The organism is Streptomyces echinatus (assembly GCF_014203595.1).
In the GTDB taxonomy this organism is placed as follows: domain Bacteria; phylum Actinomycetota; class Actinomycetes; order Streptomycetales; family Streptomycetaceae; genus Streptomyces; species Streptomyces echinatus.
Genome location: NZ_JACHJK010000003.1, coordinates 687792 through 712871, shown reverse-complemented (window position 1 = coordinate 712871; position 25080 = coordinate 687792). Strand labels below are relative to the sequence as shown.

Sequence of the window (25080 nt, the reverse complement as noted above, 5' to 3'; positions counted from 1 at the left end):
GCGCACCACGGGCGGCAGGCCGGTGCCGGGCGCGCATCCCGGTGGCCGGGTGCGGTCCGTCCGCTCGGGCACGGTCCGGATCAGGTCTCCCGCAGCGGCGCGTACCCGGACGCGTCCAGCCCGAACGTCCAGGCGACCCCCGCTCTCGCCGACCGGGCGGCGCTCGACCGTTTCACCGCCTGGGCCACGGCCCGGACCGGCGACCGCCTGTCGGTCCTGTTCACCCCCTGGGGCGAGGGCCTGGTCCGCTCCTGGTACCGGCGGGCGCTGGTCGACCTCTCCCGCCTGCCCCACGTACGGCGGGTCGCCATCCAGACCAACCTCAGCTGCCGCACGGACTGGCTGGCCGACGCCGACCCCGACACCGTGGCCCTGTGGTGCACGTACCACCCCGGGCAGACCCCCTACGACCGCTTCCTGGCCAAGTGCCGTGACCTCGCCGAGCGTGGCATCCGCCACAGCGTCGGCATCGTGGGCCTGCCCGGCCACCTGGACGAAGCCCGCCGGCTCCGCGGCGACCTGCCCGGCCACGTCTACCTCTGGGTGAACGCCGCCGAGGGCCACACCTACGACGACTCGGAAGCCGGTGCCTGGACGGAGCTGGACCCGCTGTTCCCGTACAGCCGGCATCCGCATGCCAGCGCCGGACTGCCGTGCCGTACCGGCGAGTCGGTCGTCTCGGTCGACGGCGACGGAACCGTCCGCCGCTGCCACTTCGTGCGCACGGAACTGGGCAACCTCTACGACGGCTCCTACCGCGCGGCGCTCCGCCCGCGCCCCTGCCCGCTCGCCGTGTGCGACTGCCACATCGGCTACGTCCATCTCGAAACCCTCCCGCTGTACGACGTGTTCGCGGGCGGCGTCCTGGAACGGATACCGGCGGGACACGGAAGGACGGCAGGTTTGCCCCGGGAGGCACGGGCAACGCGAAGCCCATGACTGAACCGAACAGCAAGACGAGCCGGCAGGCGGCGCCGGAGCGGGACACCGCTGCCAAGGCCCGGCGGACGGCGGAGAAGGCGACGGCACCGGCCGGTCGCGCGGCGAAGAAGGCGGTGGAGACCTCCGACGAGGTGGTACTGGCCGTGAAGTCGGGCACCGGACGTGCGGCCGAGGCGGCGGGCGCGGCCACCCGCACGGCGGCCCGGGGTGTGGAATCGGGCCGCCAGGCGCTCGTCACGGCCTCGGGCCAGGTCGCGGCCACGGCCAAGACGGCCTGGGCGGTGGTCGCCCACCGCAAGCTGCTCGCCGCCGGGATGGGCGCGGGACTCACCGCGCTGAGCGCGGCGTCGTACGCGTGGGGCCGCCGGGCCGAGCGCCGGACGTACGGTCCGCTCACCCGCCTGACTCAGGGCCGTATCTGACACGACGTATGCCCGTTTGCGGCCGGACCGGAGCCCTCCGCGGGGCCGGTCGCCGCGCGGCAGCGGCCGACTCGTCCACTTTCGTTGGAACTTGAACATCTGGTGTCGTGTTCCGCACCGTCCTACGCTCCCCCCATGGAGTTGGAGGTGAGGCACCTGCGCGTCCTGTGTGCCATTGCCGACACCGGCAGTCTGCACAAAGCGGCACGCGAACTCGGCCTGGCACAGCCCTCGTTGAGCACCCAGCTGCGGCGCATCGAGCGCGCGCTGGGCGCCCAGCTCTTCGTACGCGCCCGGACCGGCTGCCGGCCCACCCCGCTGGGGCTCGCCGTGCTCAGCCGGGCCAGGCCGCTGGTGGCGGAGTTCGCGGCGATCGTGACCGAGACCAGGGCGGCGGCGGCCCGCGCCGCGGGCGGGTTCCGGCTGCGCATCGGCGCCACGGCGAGCCGGGCCATCCCGGGCTGGCTGAGGCTGCTGAGGGCGCGCGTCCCGCGGATCGAACCGACGCTGCACATGAGCGTGTCCGCCAACGCCCTGCTGGGCATGGTCGCCGCGGGCCGGCTCGACATGGCCTTCGTGCACGAGGTCGAGGGCAGCCCGCTGCGCTTCCCGCCGGGCCTCAGCCGGCGTGTGCTCGTGGAGCGTGAACCGCAGTTCGTCACGCTCGCCGCGGACCATCCGGCGGCGTCGCGTCAGGTGGTGAGCCTGGCGGAGCTCGCCGGTGACCGCTGGATGGTGGACTCCACGGTCGACGGCGAGTGGGACGCCCTGTGCCGGGTGCTGCGCGCGGCGGGCCTGAACCCCGAGATCCTGCACGGCGACTACCTCACCGCGTACTCGCTGGCCGCCATCGGCGAGGTGGTCACGATCAGCCAGCCGACCGCCCATCCCCGGCCCGACTGCGCGATCCGCCCCTTGGAGGGCGACCCGATAGGAGTACGGCTGTTGCTGGCGGCCCGGACCGATGCCGAACTGGACGAGGCCTACGCCGGGTTGGAGGAGGCCTACTGGTCGGTGGCCCGTGACGCCCCGGCCTACCGGCAGTGGCTGGAGCGCGTGCGAACCCCCGATGAGTCCGGGCCGCCCGGCGGACGCGGTGCGGGGCGCCGGATCGTCAGAGGCCTGCCGGACACAGCCGCCGGGCCGTGCCGCCCCTGACCACCGCGGAGACGCACCCGCCGGGCAGGCCGTCATGGGCGGCGGTGGAGAAGTTGGCGGTCACTGTCAGCGCGCCGTCGCCGAACGTCGTCCGCTGCACGAGGCGGTCCGGCGTCAGCAGCCGGAAGCCGGTCATCGGCTCGGTCGCCGCCCCCTTGTGCAGGGGCGCGAAGTACTTCTGGAGCCGGGCGATCTGCTTCCCGTGACGGTCGAGTTCGCCCGCGTCGAGCACGAGATTGAGCGGCACGTTGTAGAGCATCGCCAGCAGCGCCCGGGTGCGGCTCTGGTCCGGCAGCTTCGACCACGGCAGCTCCCAGCGCTCGGTGCTGATCACCGAGTCGTGCAGCACCGTCTGGTAGAGCGGCACCCGGTACCTCGGGTCGTACATCGCCTTGGCGACGTCGTCCGGGAGGCGGACCGGCTTGAAGAAGATCGCCGGTGCGCCGGCGGGCGCGTAGCCGCCCCACGTGGCGCGGTCCTTCTCCAGTTTCCACAGCCGGTCGCTGACCGGGGTGCCGGATCCGTGGCTGAAGGACAGCACGCTGTTCGCCCAGGAACCGGCGCTCTCCGAACCGAGCACCAGCCGGCGGTCGCCGGACAGCCGTGCCATGCGCTCCAGCCGGTTGCGGCGGTCCCCGGCCTTGGTCATCGGGTGCGCGGGGGAGTGGTCGGTGAACAGCTCACCGGCGGCGTCCACGTCGAGGAAGTAGCTGTCGGCGCCGTTCGCGGTCATGTCCCGGGTGCGGTCGGCGAGGTGGTGCCGGGCGGACTCGGCCCGCCGGAGGGCCTCGGAGCTGACGTAACAGCCGCGCCCGCCGAAACCGGTGACGGGCCTGCCGTCGGCCGTGTGCACGCAGGCGTCCTGCCACACCGGGGCCGGCCACTTCGACACGGAGGTGTCGGCGGCGTCCGGGTCCTGGGCGTTGGCCCAGGAGTCGTACGGCCCGACGAGATAGCCGGACCGCTCGGCCGCCCGCGTCGCCCCGGCGTCCATGGGGGAGCCGTCGGCGTCGTAGCCGAGCCACATCCGGTCGATGCCGAGCCGTCGCAGCCGGCCTACGCCCTCGGCGGTGCGCGCCTGGCCCCAGGTGTAGGCGTGGAAGGCGCCGATCAGCTCGCCGACCCCGGGGTTGCGGGCGATCTTCTCGCGCAGGGTGGTGATGCCGCCGTGGCCGGCCAGCCAGGCGCGGTAGTCGCGGGCCGCGGCCACCGGTGAGCCGTCGGTGAGCGCGAACGTGATCCGGTAGTCCGTCGTGTCCTCCTGCGGCGAGAAGGCGTGTTCGGCCTCGGTGTGCAGCCGGCCGCCCGCGGAGACGAACTTCAGCGTGGTCCCGATGTCCGACTCGGCGATGTAGCTCGCGCCGTGCCGTCCCGTCACACCGGCTCCCCAGAACGGCATGGTCAGACCGTCGGCCATGCCCGCCTCCGAACCCGCGAGCCCCGCCCGCGCCGAGTTCCACCACCGGTCGGCGACCGGCACCGACAGCCCCTCACCGCGCGGTATCTGCAGGTCGTTCGTGGCCGGGTCGGTGCCGGTCACCGGCCAGGTCAGGGTGGCCTGCCGGGCCGAGCGCACGGACACCGCCAGCCGTCCGTCGCGCGCGGACGCGGTGACGGTGAGCCCCTTCGCCGCGTACCGCCAGGTCGCCCGCGCGCCGTGCACCGAGACCTTTCCGGCGGGGCCGAGTCCACCGGCGGCGGGTGCGGAGAGCTGCCAGGTGCGGCCGTCGTCCGCCCGGGCCCGTACGGCCAGCGTCGCGGTGTCGACCACCGCGCTCCCGCCGGCGAGGGGCACGGTGACCCGGCCCCCGTGCGCCTCGACATGGCTGCCGGTGCCGGTGCCGGTGCCGGTGCCGGTGCCGAACGCGGTGGCCGTGCCGACGACGGCGACCACCGTGAGCGCGCCGCTCAGCGCGATGATCTTCTTCCTGGTCTTCCTGATCTTCCTCGTCCTCATGGCCGGCCACTGTCGTCACGCGGGATAAGAGACTTCTAAGAGCCCGCGAGGCGCGTCGGCCCGGCCGTTCTCCGGGCGGTCGCCCGGCCGCGTCAGTCCCGTCGCCCCCAGCTCAGCAGCATGCCGGGGCCGAGTTCGGCGAGCCGGGGCGAGTCCAGGTAGGCGAGGGCCTCGTCGACGGCCGCCGCGTCCACCAGTCCGGTCTCCTCCAGCGCGGGGCGCATCCGGGTCCAGGTCTCGGACCAGAAGCGGGCCAGCGGGCCGCCGGCCACCAGGGGCGGGCAGCAGAGTTCCGCGGCGACGTCGCGCAGCCCCTCCTCCCTCAGGAAGTGCGGGTACGCCGGGACGGTGGAGATGTCGGTGCCGATCGTCGACCGCAGCGCCCGCCACATGGCGTCCATGGTGCGCCGGTAGGCGGAGGAGGAGTCCAGGGTGTCGGGCACCTCCAGGGCGTCTCCCAGTACGAGCAGGCCGCCCGGGTCGAGCCATCCGGCGAGCCGGGTGATGAGCCGGCGGCGCTGGGGGAGGTGCATGAGGACGAACCTGGCGTGGATGAGGTCGAAGCCGCCGGGCCGCAGGCTCTCGTCGGTGAGATCGGCGGTGATCACCCGCAGCCGCGGGCTCGCCGGGGCGCCCAGTTGGGCGGTGTCCCGGTCCAGCGCGACCACCTCGTCGACGCCCGCCTCTTCGAGCAGCCAACGCGTCACCGTTCCGGTCCCGGCGCCCACGTCCAGGCACCGGCTGCCGGGACCGACGCCCAGCGCCCGCAGGCGGCGGGTGGTCACCGGGTCGAAGACCAGCGCGGCCGCGTCGATCCGCTCGGTCTCCCGGGGGTGCTCCGGCGCGAACAGGTCCTCGCCGTAGTGGCCGTCTCCCGGGGCCGGCGCGCCTGAGCGGCCGTCTCCCGGGGCCGTCCCGCCCGAGGGCGGCGGACTCGTCATGACCGGACCTCCTGCCGCGGCGGTGTGCGAGGCCGCAATCCGTGCACAAGGGTGCAAAACGTATCAGTCGGCACCCAGCGCGGCGAGGAGACGTGCGCAGCGGGCCGTCATCTCGGCCGCGCTCTGGTCCGGGTGGTCCGACCACCAGCGCATGACGGCGGTCACGGCGTACTGCCAGACGTCGTTGAGGAGTTGGTGGTCGAGCGGATCGTCGTGTCCGGCGCGGCCGAGCAGCTGGGCGGCGCCCGCGGCGCCCATGGCCGCGAGTTGCCCGCGGTAGCGGCCCACGGCGTCGCGCAGTTCACCGAGCGGCGGCAGGGCCGGGTCGTAGAGGACGGACCAGGCGTGCGGCTGCTGTTCGACCGTGCCGAAGACGGCGCCGAGGGTGTCCAGCGCATGGCCGGTCGAGCCGCTGCGGGACCGGGCGGCCGCCACGGCGTCGACGAGCAGGCCGCCCACCCGGTGGACGCAGGCGAGGTACAGGCCGTCCTTGGAGTCGAAGTAGCTGTAGACCAGGGGCTTGGAGATGCCCGCGCGCCCTGCGACGGCGGCGACCGACACCCCCGCGTAACCGTGCGTCCCGAACTCCTCCACGGCCACGTCGACGATCTGCCGCTCCCGGTCCGCCCGGGAGACGCCTTTGGTTCCGGCCTTGCTCATGCGGGCCAGCGTACCCCACCATGTGACCCGCAAGTAATTTACCCGAGGGTCAATTCAGGGAGTGCTGCGTCATGACACGGTCGTGGTGGGGCTGGGGGAACGTCGAGGACGCGGTCGGCGGAGCCGAACTGCGGGCGCTGCTGGACCGTGTGACGGCGTTGATGCCGGGCGAGCTGACCGATCACGAGCCGCCCGGCATCGCCTCGCTCGGCCTGTCCGCCCCCCGCGTCACCCCACCCGGCTCACTCGCCGCCCTGTGCTCCGCCGACCCGGCCGACCGGGCCGCCCACGCGCACGGCAAGGCGTTCCGGGACATCGTGCGCAACCTGCAGGGGGACCTGCGCCATGTGCCGGACCTGGTGGCGCGGCCCCGCGACGAGCGCGACGTGACCGACCTCCTCGACTGGTGCGGCCGTGAGGGCATCGCCGTGATCCCGTTCGGGGGCGGCAGTTCGGTGGTCGGCGGCGTGGAGCCGCGCTGCGAGGGCCACCCCGGCGTGGTCACCATGGACCTGGAGCGCATGGACCGGGTCCTGGAGGTCGACGGGACGAGCCGGGCCGCGCGCATCCAGGCCGGTGTGTTCGGGCCGCACCTGGAGAACCAGCTCCGGCCGCACGGGCTGACGCTGCGCCACTTCCCGCAGTCGTTCGAGTTCTCCACGCTCGGCGGCTGGCTCGCCACGCGTGCGGGCGGGCACTACGCCACGCTGTACACCCACATCGACGACCTGGTCGAATCGATGCGGGTGGTCACGCCGGCCGGGGTCAGCGCGTCGCGGCGGTTGCCGGGTTCCGGCGCGGGGCCGTCACCGGACCGGCTCTTCCTGGGCAGCGAGGGCACGCTGGGCGTCATCACCGAGGCGTGGATGCGCCTTCAGGAACGCCCCCGCCGGCGTGCCCGGGCGTCGGTGCGGTTCGGCGACTACGCGGCGGCGGTGGCCGCCACCCGGGCCATCGCGCAGAGCGGCCTGAACCCGGCGAACTGCCGGCTGCTGGACGCGGCCGAGGCACTGATCAACGCGGGCGTCAGCGTCGGCGGCGGCGTACTCGTGCTCGGTTTCGAGTCCGCGGACCACCCGGTGCACCACAGCCTGGAACGGGCCCTGGAGCTGTGCCGGGACCACGGCGGGGAGCCGTCCGCCGCCACCGGCGGGGACGCCCGCGCCGGAGAGCCCGGCGAGGACGCGGGCGGTGGCTCCGCCGTGGACACATGGCGCTCGTCGTTCCTGCGGATGCCCTACCAGCGTGACGCGCTGGCCCGGCACTCGGTGATCGCCGAGACGTTCGAGACGGCGTGCACCTGGGACACCTTCGAGACGCTCCACCGGGCGGTCACCGAGGCGGCGCGGCAGGCCATGCGCGAGGTCACCGGAACAGGCGTGGTCACCTGCCGGTTCACCCACGTCTACCCGGACGGGCCCGCGCCGTACTTCGGCGTGTACGCCCCCGGCCGCTGGGGCAGCGCCGTGGCCCAGTGGGACCACATCAAGGCCGCGGTGTCCGAGGCGATCGAGACGTCGGGCGGCACGATCACCCACCACCACGCGGTCGGGCGCGACCACCGCCCGTGGTACGACCGGCAGCGCCCGGGCCCCTTCGCGGCGGCGCTGTCGGCCGCCAAGACGGCCCTGGACCCGGCCGGTGTCCTCAACCCGGGAGTGCTCCTTCCGGCGCCCTGACGTCCGGCGGACGCCGTCCCGCGGACCGTCCGGCCCGACCGTCCCGCGGACCGTCCCGCGGACCGGGTGGGTGCCGCGGGGGTCCGGGGCCGTTCGCCGGCCCCGAGCGGACGACCCGCGGTGGCCGGGCCGGCGTCGCACCTCCGGTAGTGGGGTCCGCAGGTGCACCCTCGCCGGCGGTCAGACCGCCGCGGTGAAGGTGTAGGTCCCGGCCGGCAGGTGGTAGCTCGCCGGACCCGCCGGCACGGCCTGCGCGGGTGCGACGGCCGACTGCGGGCGCGAGGTGGGGACCGTGACGGTGGCGAAGGTGTTGACCGGTACCGTCACGCGCAGGGTCAGCCGGTTCCCGGAGACAGACCAGGCGCTCGCCGCCTCGCCGTACGGCGTCTCATAGGTGCTCTCGGCGGAGGTCAGCCCGCCACCGGGCCGCGGGGCGACGCGCAGTGCGGCGTAGCCGGGGCGGGCGGGGCCCAGTCCGCCGACCTGGCGGTAGAGGAAGTCGCCGACCGAGCCGAGCCCGTAGTGGTTGAACGAGTTCATGCCCGGGTCGTTGAACGAGCCGTCGGCGCGTATGCCGTCCCAGCGCTCCCAGATCGTGGTGGCACCGTGATCGATCATGTACCCCCAGCCGGGGAAGCCGCGTTGCAGCAGGGCGCGGTAGGCGGTGTCGGCATGGCCGTGGTCGGCCAGGACGGGCAGCAGGTTCTCCACGCCGAGGAAGCCCACGCTGAGGTGGCCGCCGGCGGCGGCGACCCGGGCGGCCAGCTTGTCCGCGGCCGGCTGCACCAGCGACGCGGGGAGCAGCCCGAAGGCCAGGGCCAGTACGTAGCCGGTCTGGGTGTTGCCGCGGACGGTTCCGTCGCCGGCGACGAAGCGCGCGGTGAAGGCCGCCGCGACCTGGTCGGCGAGCCGTCCGTACGACGCGGCCTCGGCCGGCCGGTCCGTGGCCGCGGCCATGCGGGAGACCAGGCGCGCCGACCAGGCGAAGTAGGCCGTGCAGACGAGGTCCTGCGCGGTGTCGTCGTTGACGTTGAGCCAGTCGCCGTAGGTCTGCCGGTCGCGTATGAGGTCGCCGCCGGCGGTGGCGCGCAGATAGTCCACCCACTTCGCCATCGCCGCGAAGTGCCGGTCGACGACGGTCAGGTCGCCGTAGCGCTGCCACAGCGTGTAGGGGATGATGGTGCCCGCGTCGCCCCAGCCCGCCGTGCCGGAACCGCCGATGACCGCGGGGGCGACGTCGGTGAAGGCGCCGTCGGCCTGCTGGGCGTCCGTCAGGTCGTCGGTGAACTTGGCGAGGAAGGCGTGGGTGTCCAGGTTGAACGTGGACGTCGCGCAGAAGGCGGCGATGTCGCCGGTCCAGCCCAGGCGCTCGTCCCGCTGGGGGCAGTCGGTCGGGATGGAGAGCATGTTGCCGCGTTCGCCCCACACGATGTTGTGCTGGAGCCGGTCGAGCAGCGGGTCGGAGGACCGGAAGGTGCCCGGCTGCGCGGCGTCGGTCCATACCGCGCGACCGGTGACGGTGTCCTCGTCGGGGGTGAAGCCGGCCGGCAGGCCCGTGAGTTCGACGTACCGGTAGCCGTGGACCGTGAAGCGGGGCTCGTACGTCTCGACGTCCCCGGTGCCGGCGAGGGTGAAGCGGTCCGTGGCCCGGGCGGCACGCAGATTGGCGGTGTAGAGCGTGCCGTCGGGGTTGAGCACCTCGCCGTGGCGGACGGTGACCGTCGTGCCCTCCTCGCCGCGCAGCGCGATCCGGTTCCAGCCGGTGAGGTTCTGCCCGAGGTCGAGGATCCACACCCCCGGCGTCGGCTGGGTGATCCGCACCGGGCGGAACTCCTGCCGCACGCTCACCCCGTTGTCGACCTGGGCGACCGTACGGGGTGCGGCCCCGTCGCGGACGGTGACGGGCGTCCAGTCGCCGTCGTCGAAGTCGGCACCGTCCCAGCCGGTGATGTGCAGACGCGCGTCGTAGGTCTCGCCGTCGTACAGGTCGTCCGCCGTGATCGCGCCGGTGCTGGTTCGCCAGCCGCCGTCCGTCGTCACCCGCTGGGTGGTGCCGTCGGCGAAGGTGATGACCAACTGCGCGGAGTACCACGGCTGGGTGCCGTACCGCCGGCTGCCGGCGAAGCCCAGGCTGCCCGAGTACCAGCCGTTGCCCAGCCAGGCGCCGAGCGCGTTGGCGCCCTGCCGGATCCGTGCGGTGACGTCGAAGACCTGGTACTGCAGGCGCTTGGCGTAGTCCGTCCAGCCGGGAGCCAGCACCTGGTCGCCGACCCTCGCTCCGTTGAGCCGGGTCTCGTGGAGGCCGAGCGCGGTGGTCAGGAGCCTGGCGGAGACCACCGGTCCGCGCACGGTGAAGCTCTTGCGCAGCATCGGCGCGGGCCCGACGACCCGCACGCCGGAACCCCACGGTCCACCGCCGTAGGACGCGACCACGCGCGCCGCCGGCCAGGACCCGTCGTCGTATCCGGGCGTCTGCCAGCCGGCCGGCGCGTCCCGGGACGCCTTCCACGTCGCGTCGGTGACCACGGTGGGGCCGCCGGTCACCGTGAGCTTGGCGATGAGCCCGGCGGGGGACTGGCTCGTGTTCCGGCTCGCGACGGCGATCGTGTTGGCGCCGATGGTGAGGCGGGCGGTGACATCGACGACGGCGGCGCTCTTCCAGGAGTCGGTGACCCGCGGCGAGGCGCTCACCAGGGCTCCGTTGACCCAGACGTCCGCGGTGTCGTCGCCGGTGACGAGCAGGGTCGCGGCGGCCGGCGCACCGGTCAGCGTGAACGTGCGCCGGAAGCAGCGGGTCTCGGCGGGGCGGCCGCCCGCGGGATCGCCCTCGGGGTACCAGATCCATCCGGCCCCCGACAGATCCGGTCCCGGGGGCCGGCCGATGAACGCGGCCGGCCACTCGTCCGATCCCGGCAGCAGTCCGGTCTCGAACCACCGGGGCGCGCTCCAGGAACCGGCCCGGCCCTGGGTGTCCCAGACCCGTACGCGCCAGAAGTAGCGGGTCAGGCCGACGAGGTGCGCACCGTCGTAGGGGATGTCGATCTGCCGGTGGGAGGAGACACGGCCGCTGTCCCACAGGTCGCCGGTGCCGTCGGCCGTGGATGAGACCTGGATCCGGTACCCGGCCTGCCGCTGCTGCGGTGCCGAGGAGTCCAGTTTCCAGCCGAACCGGGGGCGCGCGGTGTCGATGCCCAGCGGACCGGCACGGTGTTCCACGGTGCCGGCGGCCACCACCAGCGGGGACGCCGCCGTGAGGTCGGGGCCCGCGACCGAGGTGTACCAGGGGGCGGTTCCATAGGCGCCGAGGTCGCGGGCGGCGGGCCAGCCGGCGTCGCCGAAGCCGGGCCGCTCCCACCCCTCGGGTGCCTCCTTGCCCGCCGACCAGCGGGCGTCCGTGACGACATCGGTGGTGCCGCCGGAGGTCAGGACGCGCACCCGGCCGATGACGCCGGCCGGTCCGCCCTGGTTGCGGCTCGCCAGCGCGAGGGTGTTGGCGCCCGGCCGGACCGCGGTCCGCAGGTCCACGTACAGGGCCTCGCGCCAGGAGTGCGCCACTCTGGGGGAGCCCGTCAGGTACTCACCGTTGAGCCACACGTCGACCGTGTCGTCGCCCGTGACGACCAGCGCCGCGTCGGTCACCTCCCCTTCGGCGACGGTGAAGGCCGTGCGGAAGTACCGGTGTTCCGCCGGTGCGTCGGCGGCGGGGTCCCCCTCCGGGTACCAGATCCAGTGGGCCGGGGAGAGGTCGGCGGGATCCGCCCGGAGGGTGCCGTCGGCCGCCTGGGCACGGCCGGAGAGCGCGCCGACACCCGCGGCGAGGGCGCCCGCGGTCAGCGCGGAGCCGGTGCCGAGGAAGTGGCGCCGGCTGATCGCGGAGCGGCCGCCGGGGGTGGGGGAGCCGGGGGCGGGGGGAGTGGTCTGACGGGCCAACGGAGTACTCCTTCACTCGGGTCGGGCGAGGCGGGGCGGCTCGGTCGGGCGACGGGCGAAGCATGGTTTGAAACGTTTCAAACGCGTGGTGCGGTCGCAACGTACGAGAGTTGCCCGAGGGCGTCAAGAGACTGCGGTGCACCTTTCCGGCCGGTCCGCGGCAGCCGGAATTGTCCGGCGAAGAGGCCCGTGCGCCGGCTGCCGGCGGGGGCCACTAAGCTCCGGCGCATGAACGATGCGGGCAGCGACGGCAGCGGCAGACGGATTGTCGACGGGCGGTTCGAGCTGGAGAGACGGCTCGGCGGCGGGGGAATGGGCATGGTCTGGCTGGCCCGGGATCTCGTGCTGCACCGGAGTGTGGCCGTCAAGGAGGTCCGGCCGCCCGCCCCGGACCTCGCGGAGTACGACCCGGAGGCCGCGCGCATGCTCCGGGAGCGGGTGCTGCGGGAGGCGCGCGCCCTCGCCCGGGTCGACCACCCCAATGTGGTGACGATCCATCACATCGTGGACGGCGGCCCGGGAACCTTCCCCTGGCTCGTCATGGAACTCGTCACCGGCGGCTCCCTGGCCGACCGGCTGGCCCGCGGAACGATGGACCCCCGGGAGGCGGCTCTGATGGGGCGCGAGGTGCTGGCCGCCCTGCGCGCGGCGCACGAGGCCGGCATCCAGCACCGCGACGTGAAACCGGCCAACGTCCTGCTGCGTCCCGACGGACGGCCGGTGCTCACCGACTTCGGCATCGCTGCGATCCGCGAGTCGACCGCCCTCACCGCCACGGGCTCGGTGATCGGCACGCCCGACTACATGGCTCCGGAACGCGCCGCGGGCCACGACGGCGGTCCCGCCTCGGACCTGTGGTCCCTCGGCATGATGCTGTACACGGCCGTGGAGGGCCATCACCCGCTGCGCCGGGGCACGACCCTCGCGACGCTCGCCGCGGTCCTGAGCGAGGACGTCCCGCCGCCGGTCCGGGCCGGCGCGCTGCGGGACGTGCTGCTCCGCGTCCTCGTCCGCGACCCCGCGGCACGGCCCGACGCGCCGGAACTGGAGCGGATGCTGGAGGCCGCGGCCCGTGCGGCGCAGACGCCCACCTCCTACCCGCTGCCACCACCGCCCCCCGTACCGGCCGGCGGCGACCGGACCGCGTCACCCGCCGGTCCGGCCACGGGCCCCGGACCGACGGCGCCGGGCTTCGGTCCGGCACCCGCGATGCCCTCGGGGCCCTACGACGCCCGGCCCCCGCACACGCCGCCACCGGGACCCGAGGACGCGCGTCCCTCGTCCACGACCCGGCCCGTGCGCCAGGGTTCCCGGCGCCGCCTGGCGCTGGTGAGCGTGCCGGTCGCCGCCGTGGCGGTCGCCGGCGTCCTCGTGTGGACCCTGCGCCCGGACGGGGGCGGCCCGGCCGACGGCGCGTCCGGTCCTTCGCACTCCACCGACGCCACCACCGGGGCGGCACCATCCAGTGAACCGGCCCCCGTCTCCGCCTCACCGGCCGGGGAGGTGAAGGAGGGGACGGACCTGCTGACCCCGGCCGGCATCCGCACCGCCGTGGCGGCACTGGAGAAGGAGACCGGCCGCGACCGTTTCGGCCAGCTGGTCGTGTACCCGGAATTCGTGAGCGCCGAGCTGATGGTGAAGGGCAGTGACACCAAGTACGACTCCTACACCTACCGGGCGGGGCAGGGCGTGGAGAAGGGCATCATCAGCGGCGCGCTGCCGAGCGGCTCGAAGCCCGTCACCCTCGACCGGTTCGACTGGGACGCCGTGCCGGGACTGCTGCGCGAGGCCCGGAAGAAGCTGAACGTCGGCACGGTGACCACGCGCTATCTCCTCCTGAGACTGCAGGACGACGCCTTCGGCACCCCCGCCGGAATGTCCGTGTATCTCGGGAACGCCTACAACCAGACCGGATACCTCCAGGCGGACCGCACCGGCAAGGTGATCAGGGCCGTGCCCGTGGACGACTGACCTGCACCGCCCACGGGCGGCCCCCGGCGCGCGGTCAGTCGAGGAGCAGGGGATCGGGCAGGGAGGCCTCCCGGTGCATGCACAGCAGGCTGTGCACGACACCGGAGAGCCCGGACATGAGGCTGGGGGAGAACGCCTCGCGGGCCAGGCCGCCGACCGGCCCGCGCTGTTCCAGACCGGTGAGGATCTCCCCGTCGAGAGCGTCCGGGTCACCGGACCCGAGCGTGCTGAGGAACTGCCAGAGACCGAGGTCGCCGTGGCACAGGGTGTGGCTCCAGCCGAACCCCTCCGCGGCGCAGGCGCGAGCGGCCCGCCGGGCCATGTCCAGGTGGGCGGGATCCCCCGCGCGCCGGTGGAGGTCGAGCATGCCGACACCGATCCCGGCGCTCCCGTGACACCAACTGGTGAAGAAGTCCTCCTCGGCACCGATGCGGACGTCGAGCCAGTTGCCCTGGCCGGGCTGCCACAGCGACTCCTGGAAGGCGAACGCCCGCTCGGCCAGGCCGTGCCAGGCACGCCGCTCGGCCGCCGAACCCGCCTCGGTCAGCGCCAGCCGGGCCAGCGCCCAGCCGATGCCGGTCGCACCGTGCGCGAAGCCGCCGATGCCCTCGGGGTTGAGACGGGTCGTCCAGCACGCCCCACGGGAGTCGACGGTGGCCAGTCCTTCCAGCCGGCGGCCGATGTGCGCGGCGGTGGCCAGCCAGCGGTCCTGTCCGGTCGAGGCGGCGAGGGCGAGGAGGGGCACGATGCCGCCGGCCGCTCCGTTGAGCAGGTCCACCTCGACGTCGCCGTCGACGAGGGGCCCGTCGAGCAGCGCGGCCCGTTCGGCGGCCCGGACCAGCGGCCATTCCTCCCCGAGCACCCGGTGCAGCGCCAGCCACGTCCACACCTGTGACGCGGCGCCGCTGAACGCCCCGGCGGAGGGGGTGGGCGTCCGCTCCTCGGTGTCGATCAGCACGCGCAGCGCGCCGTCGAGGGTCTCGGCGACACCCGGCACCTCGTCCGCCCGGCCGGCCCGGACCTCGCGCACGTACTCCGCGAGCACCAGGGCGACTCCGCCCTGCCCGGTGTAGAGGTCGGCGGGCAGCACCCTGATGGACCAGCCCGCCGGGGTGAAGACGGGACTGATCCAGGTGACCGTGCCGTCCGCGCCCCGCACCGCCCCGTCGCACAGCCGGCGCACCATCCGCGCGGCCAGCCGCCGCCGGCGCCGCTCCCGGTCGCGGGCGTGCGGCTGTTCGGCCGCCGTCCGCACCCGCGCGGGCAGCGAGCGCTCGTTCAGGTACGCGCCCACCAACGCGTCCTGGATCACCGACTCCTCCAGCACGAAGTCGGCGGTGCGCCAGTCCTCGGCCGTCGTCCGTACGGCGCTCGCGTCCACGGTGAAGCCGAACATCGGCACGTCACCGGCGAGCAGGTCGGCGATCTCGCCGTCGATGGTCTCCGGGTCCGTCGGCGCGCCCGGCAGCACCGCCGCGTTGCGCCGCAGGATGTCCCGGGCCCGCTCCACGGCGGCGCCCTCGTCGTGCAGCGACGCCGGGTGCCACAGCATCCGGCCGATGTCGACGTACGCCTGGGTCGGCCGCAGAATGCGCCGCGCCCGGGTCCCCTCGAAGCGACGGAGCAGCCGGACGGGGTCCACGCCGGGCCGGCGCAGATGCGCCGTCATCTCGCGGAAGCCGGCCAGGATCCGGTCCCAGTACGCGCTCAGCACGGGGGTCGGGCTGGGGTGGTTGCCCGCGGTCGGCATCGCCGTCATGCCCACTTCGAAGCGGGCCGCCGCGGTGCCGCCGTCCGCGATCACCGGGTTGGGGATCAGCGGCTGCTGGCCGGGAAGCGCCCCCGCCCCGGAGATGTCCACGCCGCCCAGCGCGAACCCGGTGCCGCGCACCGGCAGCAGACCGGTGCGCAGTACCGTCCGGCGGATGGCCGCTGCCGCCACGTCCACCGCGTCGCCCCGGCCGCTGGTCGGGAAGGGGGCGGGGGCGTCGAAGAGTGTCTCGGCGTCCACGATCACCGGAACCGGTCCGTCCGCGATCATGTTCTCGGCGTGCATGTCGGTGCCGCCGGTGAACCGGAGGACGGCCAGCCAGTGCCCCATGTTCCGGTAGAAGGAGGCGAGTTCCGCCTCGTCGGCGCAGTAGCGGTGGCGGACGAACTCGGCCCAGCCGTAGCCGTCGCGCGGGAGGGTGCGCGGTACCCGGATCCGCTTCTCCGGCGCCGGGGCCCCGGTGAAGTCCGCGAACAGCTCGTCCAGCAGCCCGCCGAGCGCGACGTCCGCCTCGGACGAGCGTGGCTTGTACATGACTATGCCGCCGGTGAGGTCGACCCGGCTGACGGTCAGCCCACCCCCATGGCTGTCACCCGCCCCGAACGTCACGGCACGGATCCGGCCCGGGGCCCCGCCGAGCAGCGGTGCCAGCAGCTCGCGGTCGGCGGCGAACCGCTCCGCGAAGGCGGCCGTGGCCGCGACCGACATCCGGGCCACCGTCGCGACCCGCGGACCGACAGCGGGGTAGCGGCCGGCCAGCTTGTCGAGATAGCCCTCCGCGCCGGCCTGTTCGATGAACGCGGCCCATACTCCCGTGTCCGCGTCCGTCGTGCCCGGCCCGGCGGGATCGACGCCCTGCGCCATGCGCAGCGCGTGCAGCTCCACGAGGAACAGCCGGGTGAGTTTGGCGTGCAGCGAGGTGAGCAGCGCGGTGTGGCCGGCCTCCAGCAGTACGTCCCGTTCCTCACGGTCCAGGGCGTGCACGGCCGCCAGACGCCGGGCCAGGCCCTCCCGCCACGGCCGTGCGATGCCGCGTACGGGCCCGGCGAACCACTCCGCCTGCTCCGCTCCGTCCGGTGCCGAATCGCTCACCTTCCACCCTCCCTGCTCCCAGGCGCGACACGCACCCGATCGGGCGCGTGCGGGGAAAACGCAGGCAACGGCGCGAACGGCGCGAACGGCCGGGCGCGGCCGCATCCGGTGTGCGGAGCCGGCCGGGGCAGGGCAGCGCGCGCGGTTCCCCGCGGTAGGACCTGCCGGTGCCGTCGACGCTCGGCGGCACGGGCGGACGAGCGAGCGGTCAGCAGCACCAGCTGCCGCGGGACCCGCTCGGGCTGGAACAGAAGCCGTACAGGGAGTCGCTCGGGTCGGTGAGGGCGGCCTCGGCGGCGGCTCCGCCGACGTACAGCGGCCCGGCGGGGTTCAGCTGGCCGTACGCGCTCTCCGCGCCCGACAGCCAGGCTTCGAGCACTGCGGCGGTGTGCACACTGGACTGAGACATCGGTTGCCTCCGAGGTCGTGAGTGGGGGCGAAATTGCCCAGGCCCGAGTATCGCGGCGTTCGACGACCTGTCAGACGGCTAATCCGGCCACAGTCGCGCGGCGTTCGGGCCGCCCGGCGGACGGACGACACGGCCGTGACGGCGCCCGGCGCGGCCCCCGGAACCGGAGGCGCGCACACCGGGTCGGGGCCCGGCGTCGCCACCACCGGACCGCCACCACGGGCTCCCGCCCTTCAGCGTGAGCTCCACAGCGCACTGGCGCCGGTGCCGGAGACTGCCGCGGTGGACGCCCCGGCCGACGAGGACCACGGTGAGCACCGCGTCGGGCCGGTACGGGAGGCGTACGTCTGGTGCAACCTCACCGCCGGTGACGGCAGCCGGCCGACCGCCTGCCGAGGCGTCCCGGTGCACACCGTCAGCAGGGCGACGGCGGTGAGGAGCGTGGCGAGGACGGATCGGGGCCGCCCCACGGTGGCCGGCCCACGGAGGGGCACCCTCGCCGCGCGGACGCGGTTCCTCCGTCGGTCGAGCCCGCGGGGCCGGCCTCCCGAACGGATGAATAGCCCGGTCGCACGGCGTGTCGCGAGCGTCCGGCCAACACGCTGTGACACGGGAGACCGTGAGCGGGTGTCAGGGGGCTGATGTGACGGGACGGCGGCGGACTTCGTTATGGGACCGGGCGCGCTATCTGTTCGACACCCGGCTGGCGCGCAGTACGGGGACGCTGCTGGGCTGGCTGGCCCTGGGCTGTCTCGTGGTCGTCGTACCGGTCAGCGCCCTGCTGGTGTGGATGGACCCGGACGCGCCGCGCTCGCTCTCCGGGCGGCTCACGGCCGTGTGGCGCACCAGCGCGGAGACCCTGCGGCTCGGGGTCGCGACCGGTGCCCCGCCGCGGATGCTGCTCTCCGTACTGCTCGGCCTGATCGCCCTGCTGTGCGTGTCGACCCTGGTGGGGGTGATCACCACGGGCCTCGGCGACCGGCTGGCGGAGCTGCGGCGGGGCCGCTCGACGGTGCTGGAGCGCGGACACGCGGTCGTGCTGGGCTGGTCGGAGCAGATCTTCACGGTCGTCGCCGAGCTGTCCGCGGCGCGCGGCGGCCGGGGCGGGGTGGTGGCCGTGCTCGCCGACCACGACAAGGCCGCGATGGAGGAGGCCTTCGCCGCCACGCCGGGCGCACGCGGAACCCGGCTGGTCTGCCGTACCGGACCGCTGACGGACCCCGCTGCCCTGGCCCTGGTGGCCCCGGGCTCGGCGGGCTCGGTACTCGTGCTGCCCGCCGAGGACACCGACGCGGACCTGCAGGTGGTACGGACCCTGCTGGCGCTGCGGCCCCTCCTCGGTGGCGAGACCGGGCCACCGGTGGTGGCCGCCGTGCGGGGCCGCCGCTATCTGCACGCCGCGCGCCTGGCGGCCGGCTCGCGGGGCGTGGTGCTGGAGACGGATCTCACCACGGCGCGGCTGCTGGTGCAGTCGGCTCGCCGCCCGGGGCTCTCGGCCGTGTTGCGTGACCTCCTTGACTTCGCGGGGGCGGAGTTCCATCTCCTCGCGGCGGCCCCGGAAGCGGTGGGGCTGTCCTTCGCCGAGGCCGCCCTGCGCTTCGAGTCGGCCTGCGTGGTCGGGCTGCTGCGAGCGAACGGCCGTCCCGTTCTCACCCCCGGCCCGGAGACCGTCCTCGGGGCCGGGGACCGACTGGTCGTCGTCGCCCACGACGACACTCCCGTACTCCCCACGGACTGCCGCGCGCTCGTCGACCCGGCCGCCATGGCCCCGTCGGCCCCGGGCCCCGCGGGTCCCACGCGCGTGCTGCTGCTGGGCTGGAACCGCCGGGCGCCGCTGGTCGTGGACCTGCTGCGGCGGACCGCCCGCCCCGGTTCCGTCCTCGACGTGGTCACCGATCCGGACGACGTCACCGCGCGGACACCTGCCGACGCCCCGGACGACTCAGGACCACTCGGCATCGCCTTCCATGTCGGGGATCTCGCCGGCCCCGAGACCCTGCGCACCTTCGACGTGCTCGGCTACGACAGCGTCATCGTGCTGGGACCGGACGCCGGGGCCGGTCTCCGGCGACCGGACGACCGGGCCCTGCTCACCCTGCTGATGCTGCGATCACGGGAGGAGGAGGCGGGGCGCGCGCTGCCGGTGGTGGCCGAGCTGTGCGACCACCGCAGCCGGACGGCGGCCCCGCTGGGCAGGGCCTTCGACGCCGTGGTCCGCGGGGAACTCACCGCCCTGCTGATGGCCCAGATCTCCCAGAACCCCGCACTCGCGCCGGTGTTCGAGGAGCTGTTCGCCACCCGGGGCGGCGCTCTCCGGCTGCGTCCGGTCGGCCGCTACGTACGGCCCGGCCGTGAGGCGACCTTCGCGACGGTGGTGGCCGCCGCGCTCCGCCGCGGTGACTACGCGATCGGCTACCGCGCGCACGTTCCGTACGCCGCGTGTCGCGACGACGGCATCCGACTGTGCCCCGGCAAGTCCGAGCGGCGCCTGTGGGCGGCCGGGGACGAGATCGTGGTGGTCTCGGCGACTCCCGCCCCGCCCGGCCCCGGCGGCGACACACGGGGCGGGGTGCCCCGGACGAGACGGGAGACGGAGGGGAGCGACGCGCCCGCGGGCGGCTCACCGGAAGGGTGACACGCGGGTCCGGCGCCGGAGCGAGGCACGTGCGCGTCGTCGCCACCGTCCGTCGCCCGAGGCGCGGGCCGAGGCGTTCCGCGAGCCCGGCGACCGGAGCCTTCCCCTCGCCCGGGAAAACCGGCGGTACGGCGGCCTCAGCGTCCCAGGAGCAGCCCCGTGCCTCCGACGTCGGCGTGGATGCCGTCCTTCCCCACCGTCACACGCTGCAGACGGAGGTCCCCCGAGGGCGGCTTCGGAAGCCGGAAGGAAAAGGAGAAACGGTCGGCGATCTGGGGCCGGGTGAGCTTGGTGAGCGCGGTCAGGAGGGACAGGTCGAGGCCCAGCCGCTCGAGGAGTTCCGGATGGGCGAGCGCCGCGTCCAGGAGGTTCACCCGGGTCAGGTCGTGGAGGAAGCGCGGCGCGCCGGTGAGCCGGTGCAGCTCGTCCTCGCTGCGCAGGGCGGCGCGTACGGCCCTGTCGGGCACACCCAGACGGCGCACGATCTCCGGGACGCTCAGCAGCGCCTTGATCTTCTCCGTCTCCCGCGTGACCGCGCGAGCGGAGGCCGGGGTCAGGTGCAGCCCCTCGTCGGGCCCGGTGCCGGGCCGGTACGTCGCGAGGTCGCCGATGTCCAGCCGTATGCCGTTCACGGAGGCGGCGATGCCGCGCTGCCCGTCGCGCCGGATGCCGGCGTCGGCGCGCACCCGCAGGTCGTGTCCCGCGACACGCAGCGCGCCGCGGGCCCGGATCCCGCCCCGTCCGTGGGCCGAGAAGGACACCTCAGAGGCGCCCAGCTCGCGGTTCATGTCGGCGAAGGACAGCAGGACATGCCCGTGTATCCGCCGGACGAGCGCGCCGCTGAGCTCCGTCGGACCGTCGCCGTGCAGGCGTATCCCGTCCGCGCTGGCCGTCACCCGGGTCAGGGTGACCCGCTCGGCCGGTACGCCGGGGACGGTGACCCGGACCGAGTCCAGGCGCTGTGCGGCCAGTTGCGTCAGGAACGGGAAGCCGCCTATCCGTACCTCGGGGGCGGCCGTCAGGTGCAGCTGGTCCTTGAGCCGTTCGGAGGCCTGGCGTTCGGCGTAGAGCAGCGCCCAGCGGTCGGCGAGGGTCACGAGGCAGGCGAGGGTGAGCACCCAGACGACGAGCTTGGCCAGGGTGGGCAGTCCGGTGGCGCGGTTGCGGCGGCGACTGCGACGCCGGTGGTCGGGGGGTGACCAGGGTTCCTCGGCGTCGTCCTCGCGCGGGCTCGGGGCCGGGTCCTCGGTGAGGAGGTCTTCCAGTGGATCGTCGGCCAGCGAGGCCAGTTCGTCGTAGGGGCTGGGAGCGGATGGAACCGGTTCCGGGGCAGGCCCGTCGGACTGGAAGGCTTGATGCGTCGATGTGTGGGGGGTACGCATCGGTAGATTTGATCACATACTCCTACCGGATGCGCAAGCCCCGCATTCCACGGGCGATGTACGGCAGTTGGGACCGCCTGTCTTGCTTGCGGTCGGCCCGACCGGGTACCAGCCGCAGTGAGAGGGGCGTCATTGAGCCCGGGGATTACTGAAAGTGATGTTTTCGTGACCCGTCTCGGTGGTCCCGGTGACGACCGTACGAGTGTGGGTGAGGGCGCGGAGGCCGCCGCGCTGGAGGTCGCCGATGCCGTGGAGAGCCTGACGAGGGTCTGGTCGCTGGCGGCACAGGCGCCCACGCTGCGGCTGTCGCTGCATCAACTGCGGGCGTTGCGGACGCTGGAGACGGCGCCGGGGCTGAATCTCACCGCCCTGGCGGAGCGGCTGGACATCGGGCTCCCCACGGCGAGCCGGCTGTGCGACCGGCTGGAGGCGGCCGGCCTGCTGGAGCGTGTGCTGCACCCGCACAAGCGGCGCGAGGTGCGGCTGACCCTGACGACGCAGGCGCGGCGCGTCCTCGGTGACGTGGCCCGGCGCAGGGCGCGGACGCTCGCGGCGGTACTGCGGGACATGGGACCGGCGGACCGGGCCGCGCTGAGCCAGGGCCTGCGGGCGTTTCTGGCGGCGCTGCACGAGGGTCTGCCGGGCCCCGACGCGGAGCGGCGGGACCCGGGGCCCGCCGCGAGCGACCGGGGCCGGAGCGACGAGGTGCCCGGCTCCGGCCGGCCGGGGATGTGACGCCGGGCGGGGGTCTCGTCAGCGTCCGTGCCAGTCCAGGCACACCACCAGGGCGTCGTCGTCCGGGAGGGGCCGGCCGCGGTGACCGGACAGCTCCCGCAGGAGGGCGCGCGGAACCTCGGCGGCGGGCAGCAGACGGGTTGACTGGATCGCCCGCGCCAGTGCGGCGTCCCCGTACGCCTCCCCCTTGGGGTCGGCGACCGCGTACACGCCGTCGCTGACGAAGACCAGCCGGTCGCCGGGCTCCACCTGGAACTCCTGCGTCACGTAGTCGGTCTCCTCGAACATGCCGAGCGGCAGCTGGGCGTCGAAGGTGACCCGCTCCACCGTCCCGCCGCGCAGCCGCAGCATCTGCGGGGAACCGGCGTCCACCACCCGCACGCGTCCGGTGGCGAGATCGAAGTCGAACATCAGCACGGAGAGGTAGGAGCGGCCCTGGTAGTGGGCGTACACCGCCTGGTCGGCCAGGGCCGCCTGGTCCGCGAGGGAGAGACCGGCCCGGCGTGCGTTGCGCAGGGCGTTGATGGCCAGATTCGTCAGCAGGGACGCCTCTATCCCCTCGCCCATCCCGTTGGTGACGTACAGCATGAGGCGGTCCGCGGTCGCGGCCCAGTCGAAGTTGTCACCGAAGATCGCGTAGGCGGGTTCGAGCTGTGCGCCCAGTTCGTACTCCGGGCTGCTGCAGGAGCAGCCGGGCAGCAGCTGCCACTGCATCTCGGCGGCCAGGGTGAGCCGGTCCTTGCGGCGCGCCTGGAGATACAGGTCGGTGTCCCGGTCGGCGACGACGATCTCGTGGCCGAGCACTTCGGCGATCTCGCACAGCTCAGCCCGTCCGTTCCGGGCGAGTTCCCCCTCAGGCAGCGTCACCGACAGCACGCCGAGCCGGTCGCCGCGCACGGTGACGGGCAGATGCGCGCGGACCAGCCCGTCCCGGTCCGGCTCGACGAGCGGCTCCTGCGCCGCGAAGGCGCGGCCGGCCGTGCTGCCGTGGACCGGCAGCGGCTCGGGTGAGTGGGGCAGCGCCGAGACCGGCTGCAGCACGGTCAGGCCGTAGTCGACCATGAACAGCTCGGCGGACCGGGCCGCGTACTGTTCGACGAGCACGCGCCGTACGGCGTCGATCAACTCGTACGGTGCCGCCGTGCGCAGGGCGCGTTCGGCGGTCACGAATCTGTTCACGATGGAAAAAACACCAATCCTTTGTCGGATTCCGGTCGCATGGCGGCGCTCGATTCGTCCGCGCCGGACGTACGGGACATCTGTCGTCGGCTCGCGTCCCTAGTAGGCTGGCAACCGTCCCGGAGCCTGCGAGAGTGTGACTGTGACTGCCTTCCGACACCTGCCACAGCCCGACGAGGTCGCCCGCGTGACCTCCACGGCCGGTGAGCTACTGGAAGTGCTCTGGGGGCGTGCGTCCACCGCGCCCGCCTCCGCGTCCCAGCTGCGCGTGCTGCTCATCCTCGAGCACCACGAGGGCATCAACCTGCGGACGCTCGCCGTCTCCCTCGCCTCCACCCCGCCGTCCACCAGCCGGCTGTGCGACCGGCTCCAGGCCGCCGGCTTCGTCGACCGCGCGGTCAGTCCCACCGACCGGCGCGAGGTGAGGCTGTACCTGAGCAGCCGGGGACGTGCCTTCCTCGACGACCTGCGGGCCCGCAGGGAGCGGGAACTGCAGGAGGTCCTGACGCTGATGCCGGCCGCCAAACGGGCCGCCCTGCTGGAGGGACTGGAGGCGTTCTGCGCCGCGGCGGCGGCACAGATACACGACGACGCCGAGAGTTCCGGCAGCCGAACAGCCTGACGCGCGCAGCGCGGTGCCGGGCCCGTCGCCGCCTCTCGGCGCGAGCGGCCGGAACACGCGGGGGCCTGCGTCCACCGGAACATCACAGATCCTTCCCCATGTCCGTCCGACACGGTTACTTTGTTGTCTCGCAACTATAGTTGTCAAACGGCAACTGCCTGCCGGTTCCTCACTCCTGGGGCGCCGGACACCCCGAGTGTCCGCGTACCCCGGGCGTCCGGGTACCCCCGGGACGGCGACGGCCGTTCGGTGACCGAGTCGTGCGTACGGTGTCCAGCCGGGCGGCCCTCACCCGTTCCGCGTCCGGAGGCCGCCCGCCGCCCCCTGGCCGCCCCGGCAAACGCCCGGGCGGGCCCGGGCATGTCCCGTTCATCGGCGGGTAAGCGTGGGCTCATGAACGGGGGCACACGAATGGAGCCGGTGACGTCAGGGTCTGGCGGTGAGGGTGTGACCGGCTCGGAGCCGATCCACGAGATCGTTCCACTCGACGGACAGGGGCCGTGCATCGCCGAGGCCCGGCATCACGCGGCCGACTTCCTCGCCCGGGTCCAGCGGGAGTACGGGCTGCCGGTGTCGGACCGGGCGATGGAGCTGACCCGGCTGGTCGTCAGTGAGCTGGTCACCAACGCCCGCAAGTACGCGCCGGGTCCGGTGCTGATGGAACTGCGGATCGTCGGGGGCCTGGTCGAGGTGGCCGTGTGGGACAGCGATCCGGCACTGCCGGTGGCACGGGCCGCCGACCCGGGCCGGGTCGGGCAGCACGGTCTGGAGATCGTGATGGCGGTCGTCCAGAATTTCGAGGCGCGGCGGGAACCGGTGGGCAAGCGTGTCACAGCCCGTATCGCCCTGGCCGACGGGGCCGGAGGGGCGGGGGTCAGGCGTGCCGTCGGGCCCACGGCGGGCTGACGAGGGCGATCGGGACGGCCGCCACACCGATCTCAAGGACGCGGCGGATCCAGTCGACACCCCCGGTGTCCGGCACGCCGAGGGCGCCGGCGAGCCTCCTTACCGGTTTCCTTTCACCGGACATCCGTGCGGGTCGTGAATGCCCTCGCCAGCCCGTCGTGCGCCTCAGGCGTCGTCCGTGCGCATGGCCCGGGCGCGGGAGTCGGTGATGGTGAAGTGCTCCAAGGTGCCGGTGAGGGAGAAGAGCCGCTCGACCGTCGGATGGAAGGGGCCGAGCAGGATCAGCTCGCGGCCGGCGTCGCGGTGGCGGCGCCAGGAGTCGAGGAGCGCGTTGAGCAGCCCGCTGTCGGCGAACGTCACCTGGGTGAGGTCGACCACGGTCACGGGGAGCGCCGCCTCGTCCGCCTCGGCCCAGGCGGCCTGCAGCAGGTCGTTCTCCTCGTAGTCGACCTCGCCGCGCACGGCGATCTCGAAGACTCGGCCGTGGCAGGTCACCTTCACGGTAGCCCTGCTTTCCCACTGCATTCCGTCGTCCTCGTGCCCTCGGTCCGTGGCCATACGGCACTCCGCCGTGTGGCCCTGCGCGGTTCTCCTACCCCGTCCGGACCATAAGTTGCCTCTGGACAAGTATTCCTGACGCGGGGCGACCTGGAGGTGGTGCCCACCGCGTGTCCGGCGGCCCCGGCCGC

General features: G+C 74.0%; 17 protein-coding genes and 1 pseudogene. 9 read left to right on the top strand and 9 right to left on the bottom strand.

Going from position 1 to position 25080, the window contains the following annotated elements:
• Positions 1–147: 147 nt before the first annotated feature.
• From FHS34_RS11945 to FHS34_RS11935, 3 genes and pseudogenes are all read left to right on the top strand, one after another.
• Positions 148–939 (top strand): annotated as a pseudogene (locus FHS34_RS11945) (STM4011 family radical SAM protein); the annotation flags it as partial.
• Positions 936–1364, top strand: coding sequence for a hypothetical protein (locus FHS34_RS11940; protein ID WP_184964008.1), 429 nt, complete (start codon positions 936–938; stop codon positions 1362–1364). The pseudogene FHS34_RS11945 and the gene FHS34_RS11940, both read left to right, overlap by 4 nt.
• A 135-nt stretch (positions 1365–1499) precedes the next feature.
• Entirely contained in the window at positions 1500–2522 is a 1023-nt protein-coding gene (locus FHS34_RS11935) for a LysR family transcriptional regulator (protein WP_184964006.1), read from the top strand.
• Here the strand turns inward: FHS34_RS11935 and FHS34_RS11930 are convergent.
• The 3 genes from FHS34_RS11930 to FHS34_RS11920 form a co-directional block, all read right to left on the bottom strand.
• Complete coding sequence (locus FHS34_RS11930) at positions 2479–4479, bottom strand: glycoside hydrolase (RefSeq protein ID WP_184964004.1); 2001 nt, start codon at positions 4477–4479, stop codon at positions 2479–2481. The two genes, FHS34_RS11935 and FHS34_RS11930, sit on opposite strands and share 44 nt — an antisense overlap.
• Before the next feature lie 92 nt (positions 4480–4571).
• On the bottom strand, positions 4572–5420 hold the full coding sequence (locus FHS34_RS11925) for a class I SAM-dependent methyltransferase (RefSeq protein WP_184964002.1): 849 nt from the start codon (positions 5418–5420) through the stop codon (positions 4572–4574).
• 63 nt (positions 5421–5483) lie between these two features.
• The gene (locus FHS34_RS11920; RefSeq protein WP_184964000.1) at positions 5484–6080 is read right to left on the bottom strand and encodes a TetR/AcrR family transcriptional regulator; all 597 of its coding nucleotides are present in this window, start codon (positions 6078–6080) and stop codon (positions 5484–5486) included.
• A 71-nt stretch (positions 6081–6151) separates the two neighbouring features.
• Between FHS34_RS11920 and FHS34_RS11915 the strand changes: the two genes are divergently transcribed.
• Entirely contained in the window at positions 6152–7759 is a 1608-nt protein-coding gene (locus FHS34_RS11915) for an FAD-binding oxidoreductase (protein WP_184963998.1), read from the top strand.
• A 180-nt stretch (positions 7760–7939) separates the two neighbouring features.
• Here the strand turns inward: FHS34_RS11915 and FHS34_RS11910 are convergent, their stop codons facing one another.
• The gene (locus FHS34_RS11910; protein WP_184963996.1) at positions 7940–11689 is read right to left on the bottom strand and encodes a family 78 glycoside hydrolase catalytic domain; all 3750 of its coding nucleotides are present in this window, start codon (positions 11687–11689) and stop codon (positions 7940–7942) included.
• 228 nt (positions 11690–11917) lie between these two features.
• Here FHS34_RS11910 and FHS34_RS11905 point away from each other — a divergent pair, with 228 nt between their 5' ends.
• Positions 11918–13660, top strand: coding sequence for a serine/threonine-protein kinase (locus FHS34_RS11905; protein WP_184963994.1), 1743 nt, complete (start codon positions 11918–11920; stop codon positions 13658–13660).
• Positions 13661–13694: 34 nt separating this feature from the next.
• Here the strand turns inward: FHS34_RS11905 and FHS34_RS11900 are convergent, their stop codons facing one another.
• Both FHS34_RS11900 and FHS34_RS11895 read right to left on the bottom strand, forming a co-directional pair.
• A complete protein-coding gene (locus tag FHS34_RS11900; protein ID WP_221508783.1) occupies positions 13695–16523 on the bottom strand; it encodes a type 2 lanthipeptide synthetase LanM family protein in 2829 nt (942 codons plus the stop codon).
• Between the two features lie 208 nt (positions 16524–16731).
• Entirely contained in the window at positions 16732–16932 is a 201-nt protein-coding gene (locus FHS34_RS11895; protein WP_201814736.1) for a DUF6229 family protein, read from the bottom strand.
• 643 nt (positions 16933–17575) lie between these two features.
• Between FHS34_RS11895 and FHS34_RS11890 the strand changes: the two genes are divergently transcribed.
• On the top strand, positions 17576–19567 hold the full coding sequence (locus tag FHS34_RS11890; RefSeq protein ID WP_225817358.1) for a CASTOR/POLLUX-related putative ion channel: 1992 nt from the start codon (positions 17576–17578) through the stop codon (positions 19565–19567).
• Between the two features lie 137 nt (positions 19568–19704).
• Here FHS34_RS11890 and FHS34_RS11885 read toward each other — a convergent pair whose 3' ends face one another.
• On the bottom strand, positions 19705–20949 hold the full coding sequence (locus FHS34_RS11885) for an LmeA family phospholipid-binding protein (protein ID WP_184963991.1): 1245 nt from the start codon (positions 20947–20949) through the stop codon (positions 19705–19707).
• A 165-nt stretch (positions 20950–21114) separates the two neighbouring features.
• On the opposite strand from FHS34_RS11885, the gene FHS34_RS11880 reads away from it, so the two are divergent.
• Complete coding sequence (locus FHS34_RS11880) at positions 21115–21684, top strand: MarR family winged helix-turn-helix transcriptional regulator (protein ID WP_184963989.1); 570 nt, start codon at positions 21115–21117, stop codon at positions 21682–21684.
• Between the two features lie 18 nt (positions 21685–21702).
• Here FHS34_RS11880 and FHS34_RS11875 read toward each other — a convergent pair whose 3' ends face one another.
• Positions 21703–22863, bottom strand: coding sequence for a PP2C family protein-serine/threonine phosphatase (locus FHS34_RS11875; protein WP_184963987.1), 1161 nt, complete (start codon positions 22861–22863; stop codon positions 21703–21705).
• Between the two features lie 136 nt (positions 22864–22999).
• Between FHS34_RS11875 and FHS34_RS11870 the strand changes: the two genes are divergently transcribed.
• A complete protein-coding gene (locus FHS34_RS11870) occupies positions 23000–23485 on the top strand; it encodes a MarR family transcriptional regulator (protein ID WP_184963985.1) in 486 nt (161 codons plus the stop codon).
• Between the two features lie 411 nt (positions 23486–23896).
• Positions 23897–24391, top strand: coding sequence for an ATP-binding protein (locus FHS34_RS11865; RefSeq protein WP_184964320.1), 495 nt, complete (start codon positions 23897–23899; stop codon positions 24389–24391).
• 165 nt (positions 24392–24556) lie between these two features.
• On the opposite strand, the gene FHS34_RS11860 is transcribed toward FHS34_RS11865, so the two are convergent.
• Positions 24557–24949 (bottom strand): STAS domain-containing protein, encoded by a 393-nt coding sequence (locus FHS34_RS11860; RefSeq protein ID WP_225817357.1) that lies wholly within the window; start codon positions 24947–24949, stop codon positions 24557–24559.
• Between the last annotated feature and the right edge of the window lie 131 nt (positions 24950–25080).

Excerpts from the sequence above, each read along its gene's own strand:
- FHS34_RS11915 (WP_184963998.1), top strand. The coding sequence starts at position 6,152 with ATGACACGGTCGTGGTGGGGCTGGGGGAACGTCGAGGACGCGGTCGGC.
- FHS34_RS11925 (WP_184964002.1), bottom strand. The coding sequence starts at position 5,420 with ATGACGAGTCCGCCGCCCTCGGGCGGGACGGCCCCGGGAGACGGCCGC.
- FHS34_RS11860 (WP_225817357.1), bottom strand. The coding sequence starts at position 24,949 with ATGGCCACGGACCGAGGGCACGAGGACGACGGAATGCAGTGGGAAAGC.
- FHS34_RS11905 (WP_184963994.1), top strand. The coding sequence starts at position 11,918 with ATGAACGATGCGGGCAGCGACGGCAGCGGCAGACGGATTGTCGACGGG.
- FHS34_RS11935 (WP_184964006.1), top strand. The coding sequence starts at position 1,500 with ATGGAGTTGGAGGTGAGGCACCTGCGCGTCCTGTGTGCCATTGCCGAC.
- FHS34_RS11865 (WP_184964320.1), top strand. The coding sequence starts at position 23,897 with ATGGAGCCGGTGACGTCAGGGTCTGGCGGTGAGGGTGTGACCGGCTCG.
- FHS34_RS11885 (WP_184963991.1), bottom strand. The coding sequence starts at position 20,949 with ATGCGTACCCCCCACACATCGACGCATCAAGCCTTCCAGTCCGACGGG.
- FHS34_RS11920 (WP_184964000.1), bottom strand. The coding sequence starts at position 6,080 with ATGAGCAAGGCCGGAACCAAAGGCGTCTCCCGGGCGGACCGGGAGCGG.
- FHS34_RS11940 (WP_184964008.1), top strand. The coding sequence starts at position 936 with ATGACTGAACCGAACAGCAAGACGAGCCGGCAGGCGGCGCCGGAGCGG.
- FHS34_RS11895 (WP_201814736.1), bottom strand. The coding sequence starts at position 16,932 with ATGTCTCAGTCCAGTGTGCACACCGCCGCAGTGCTCGAAGCCTGGCTG.
- FHS34_RS11930 (WP_184964004.1), bottom strand. The coding sequence starts at position 4,479 with ATGAGGACGAGGAAGATCAGGAAGACCAGGAAGAAGATCATCGCGCTG.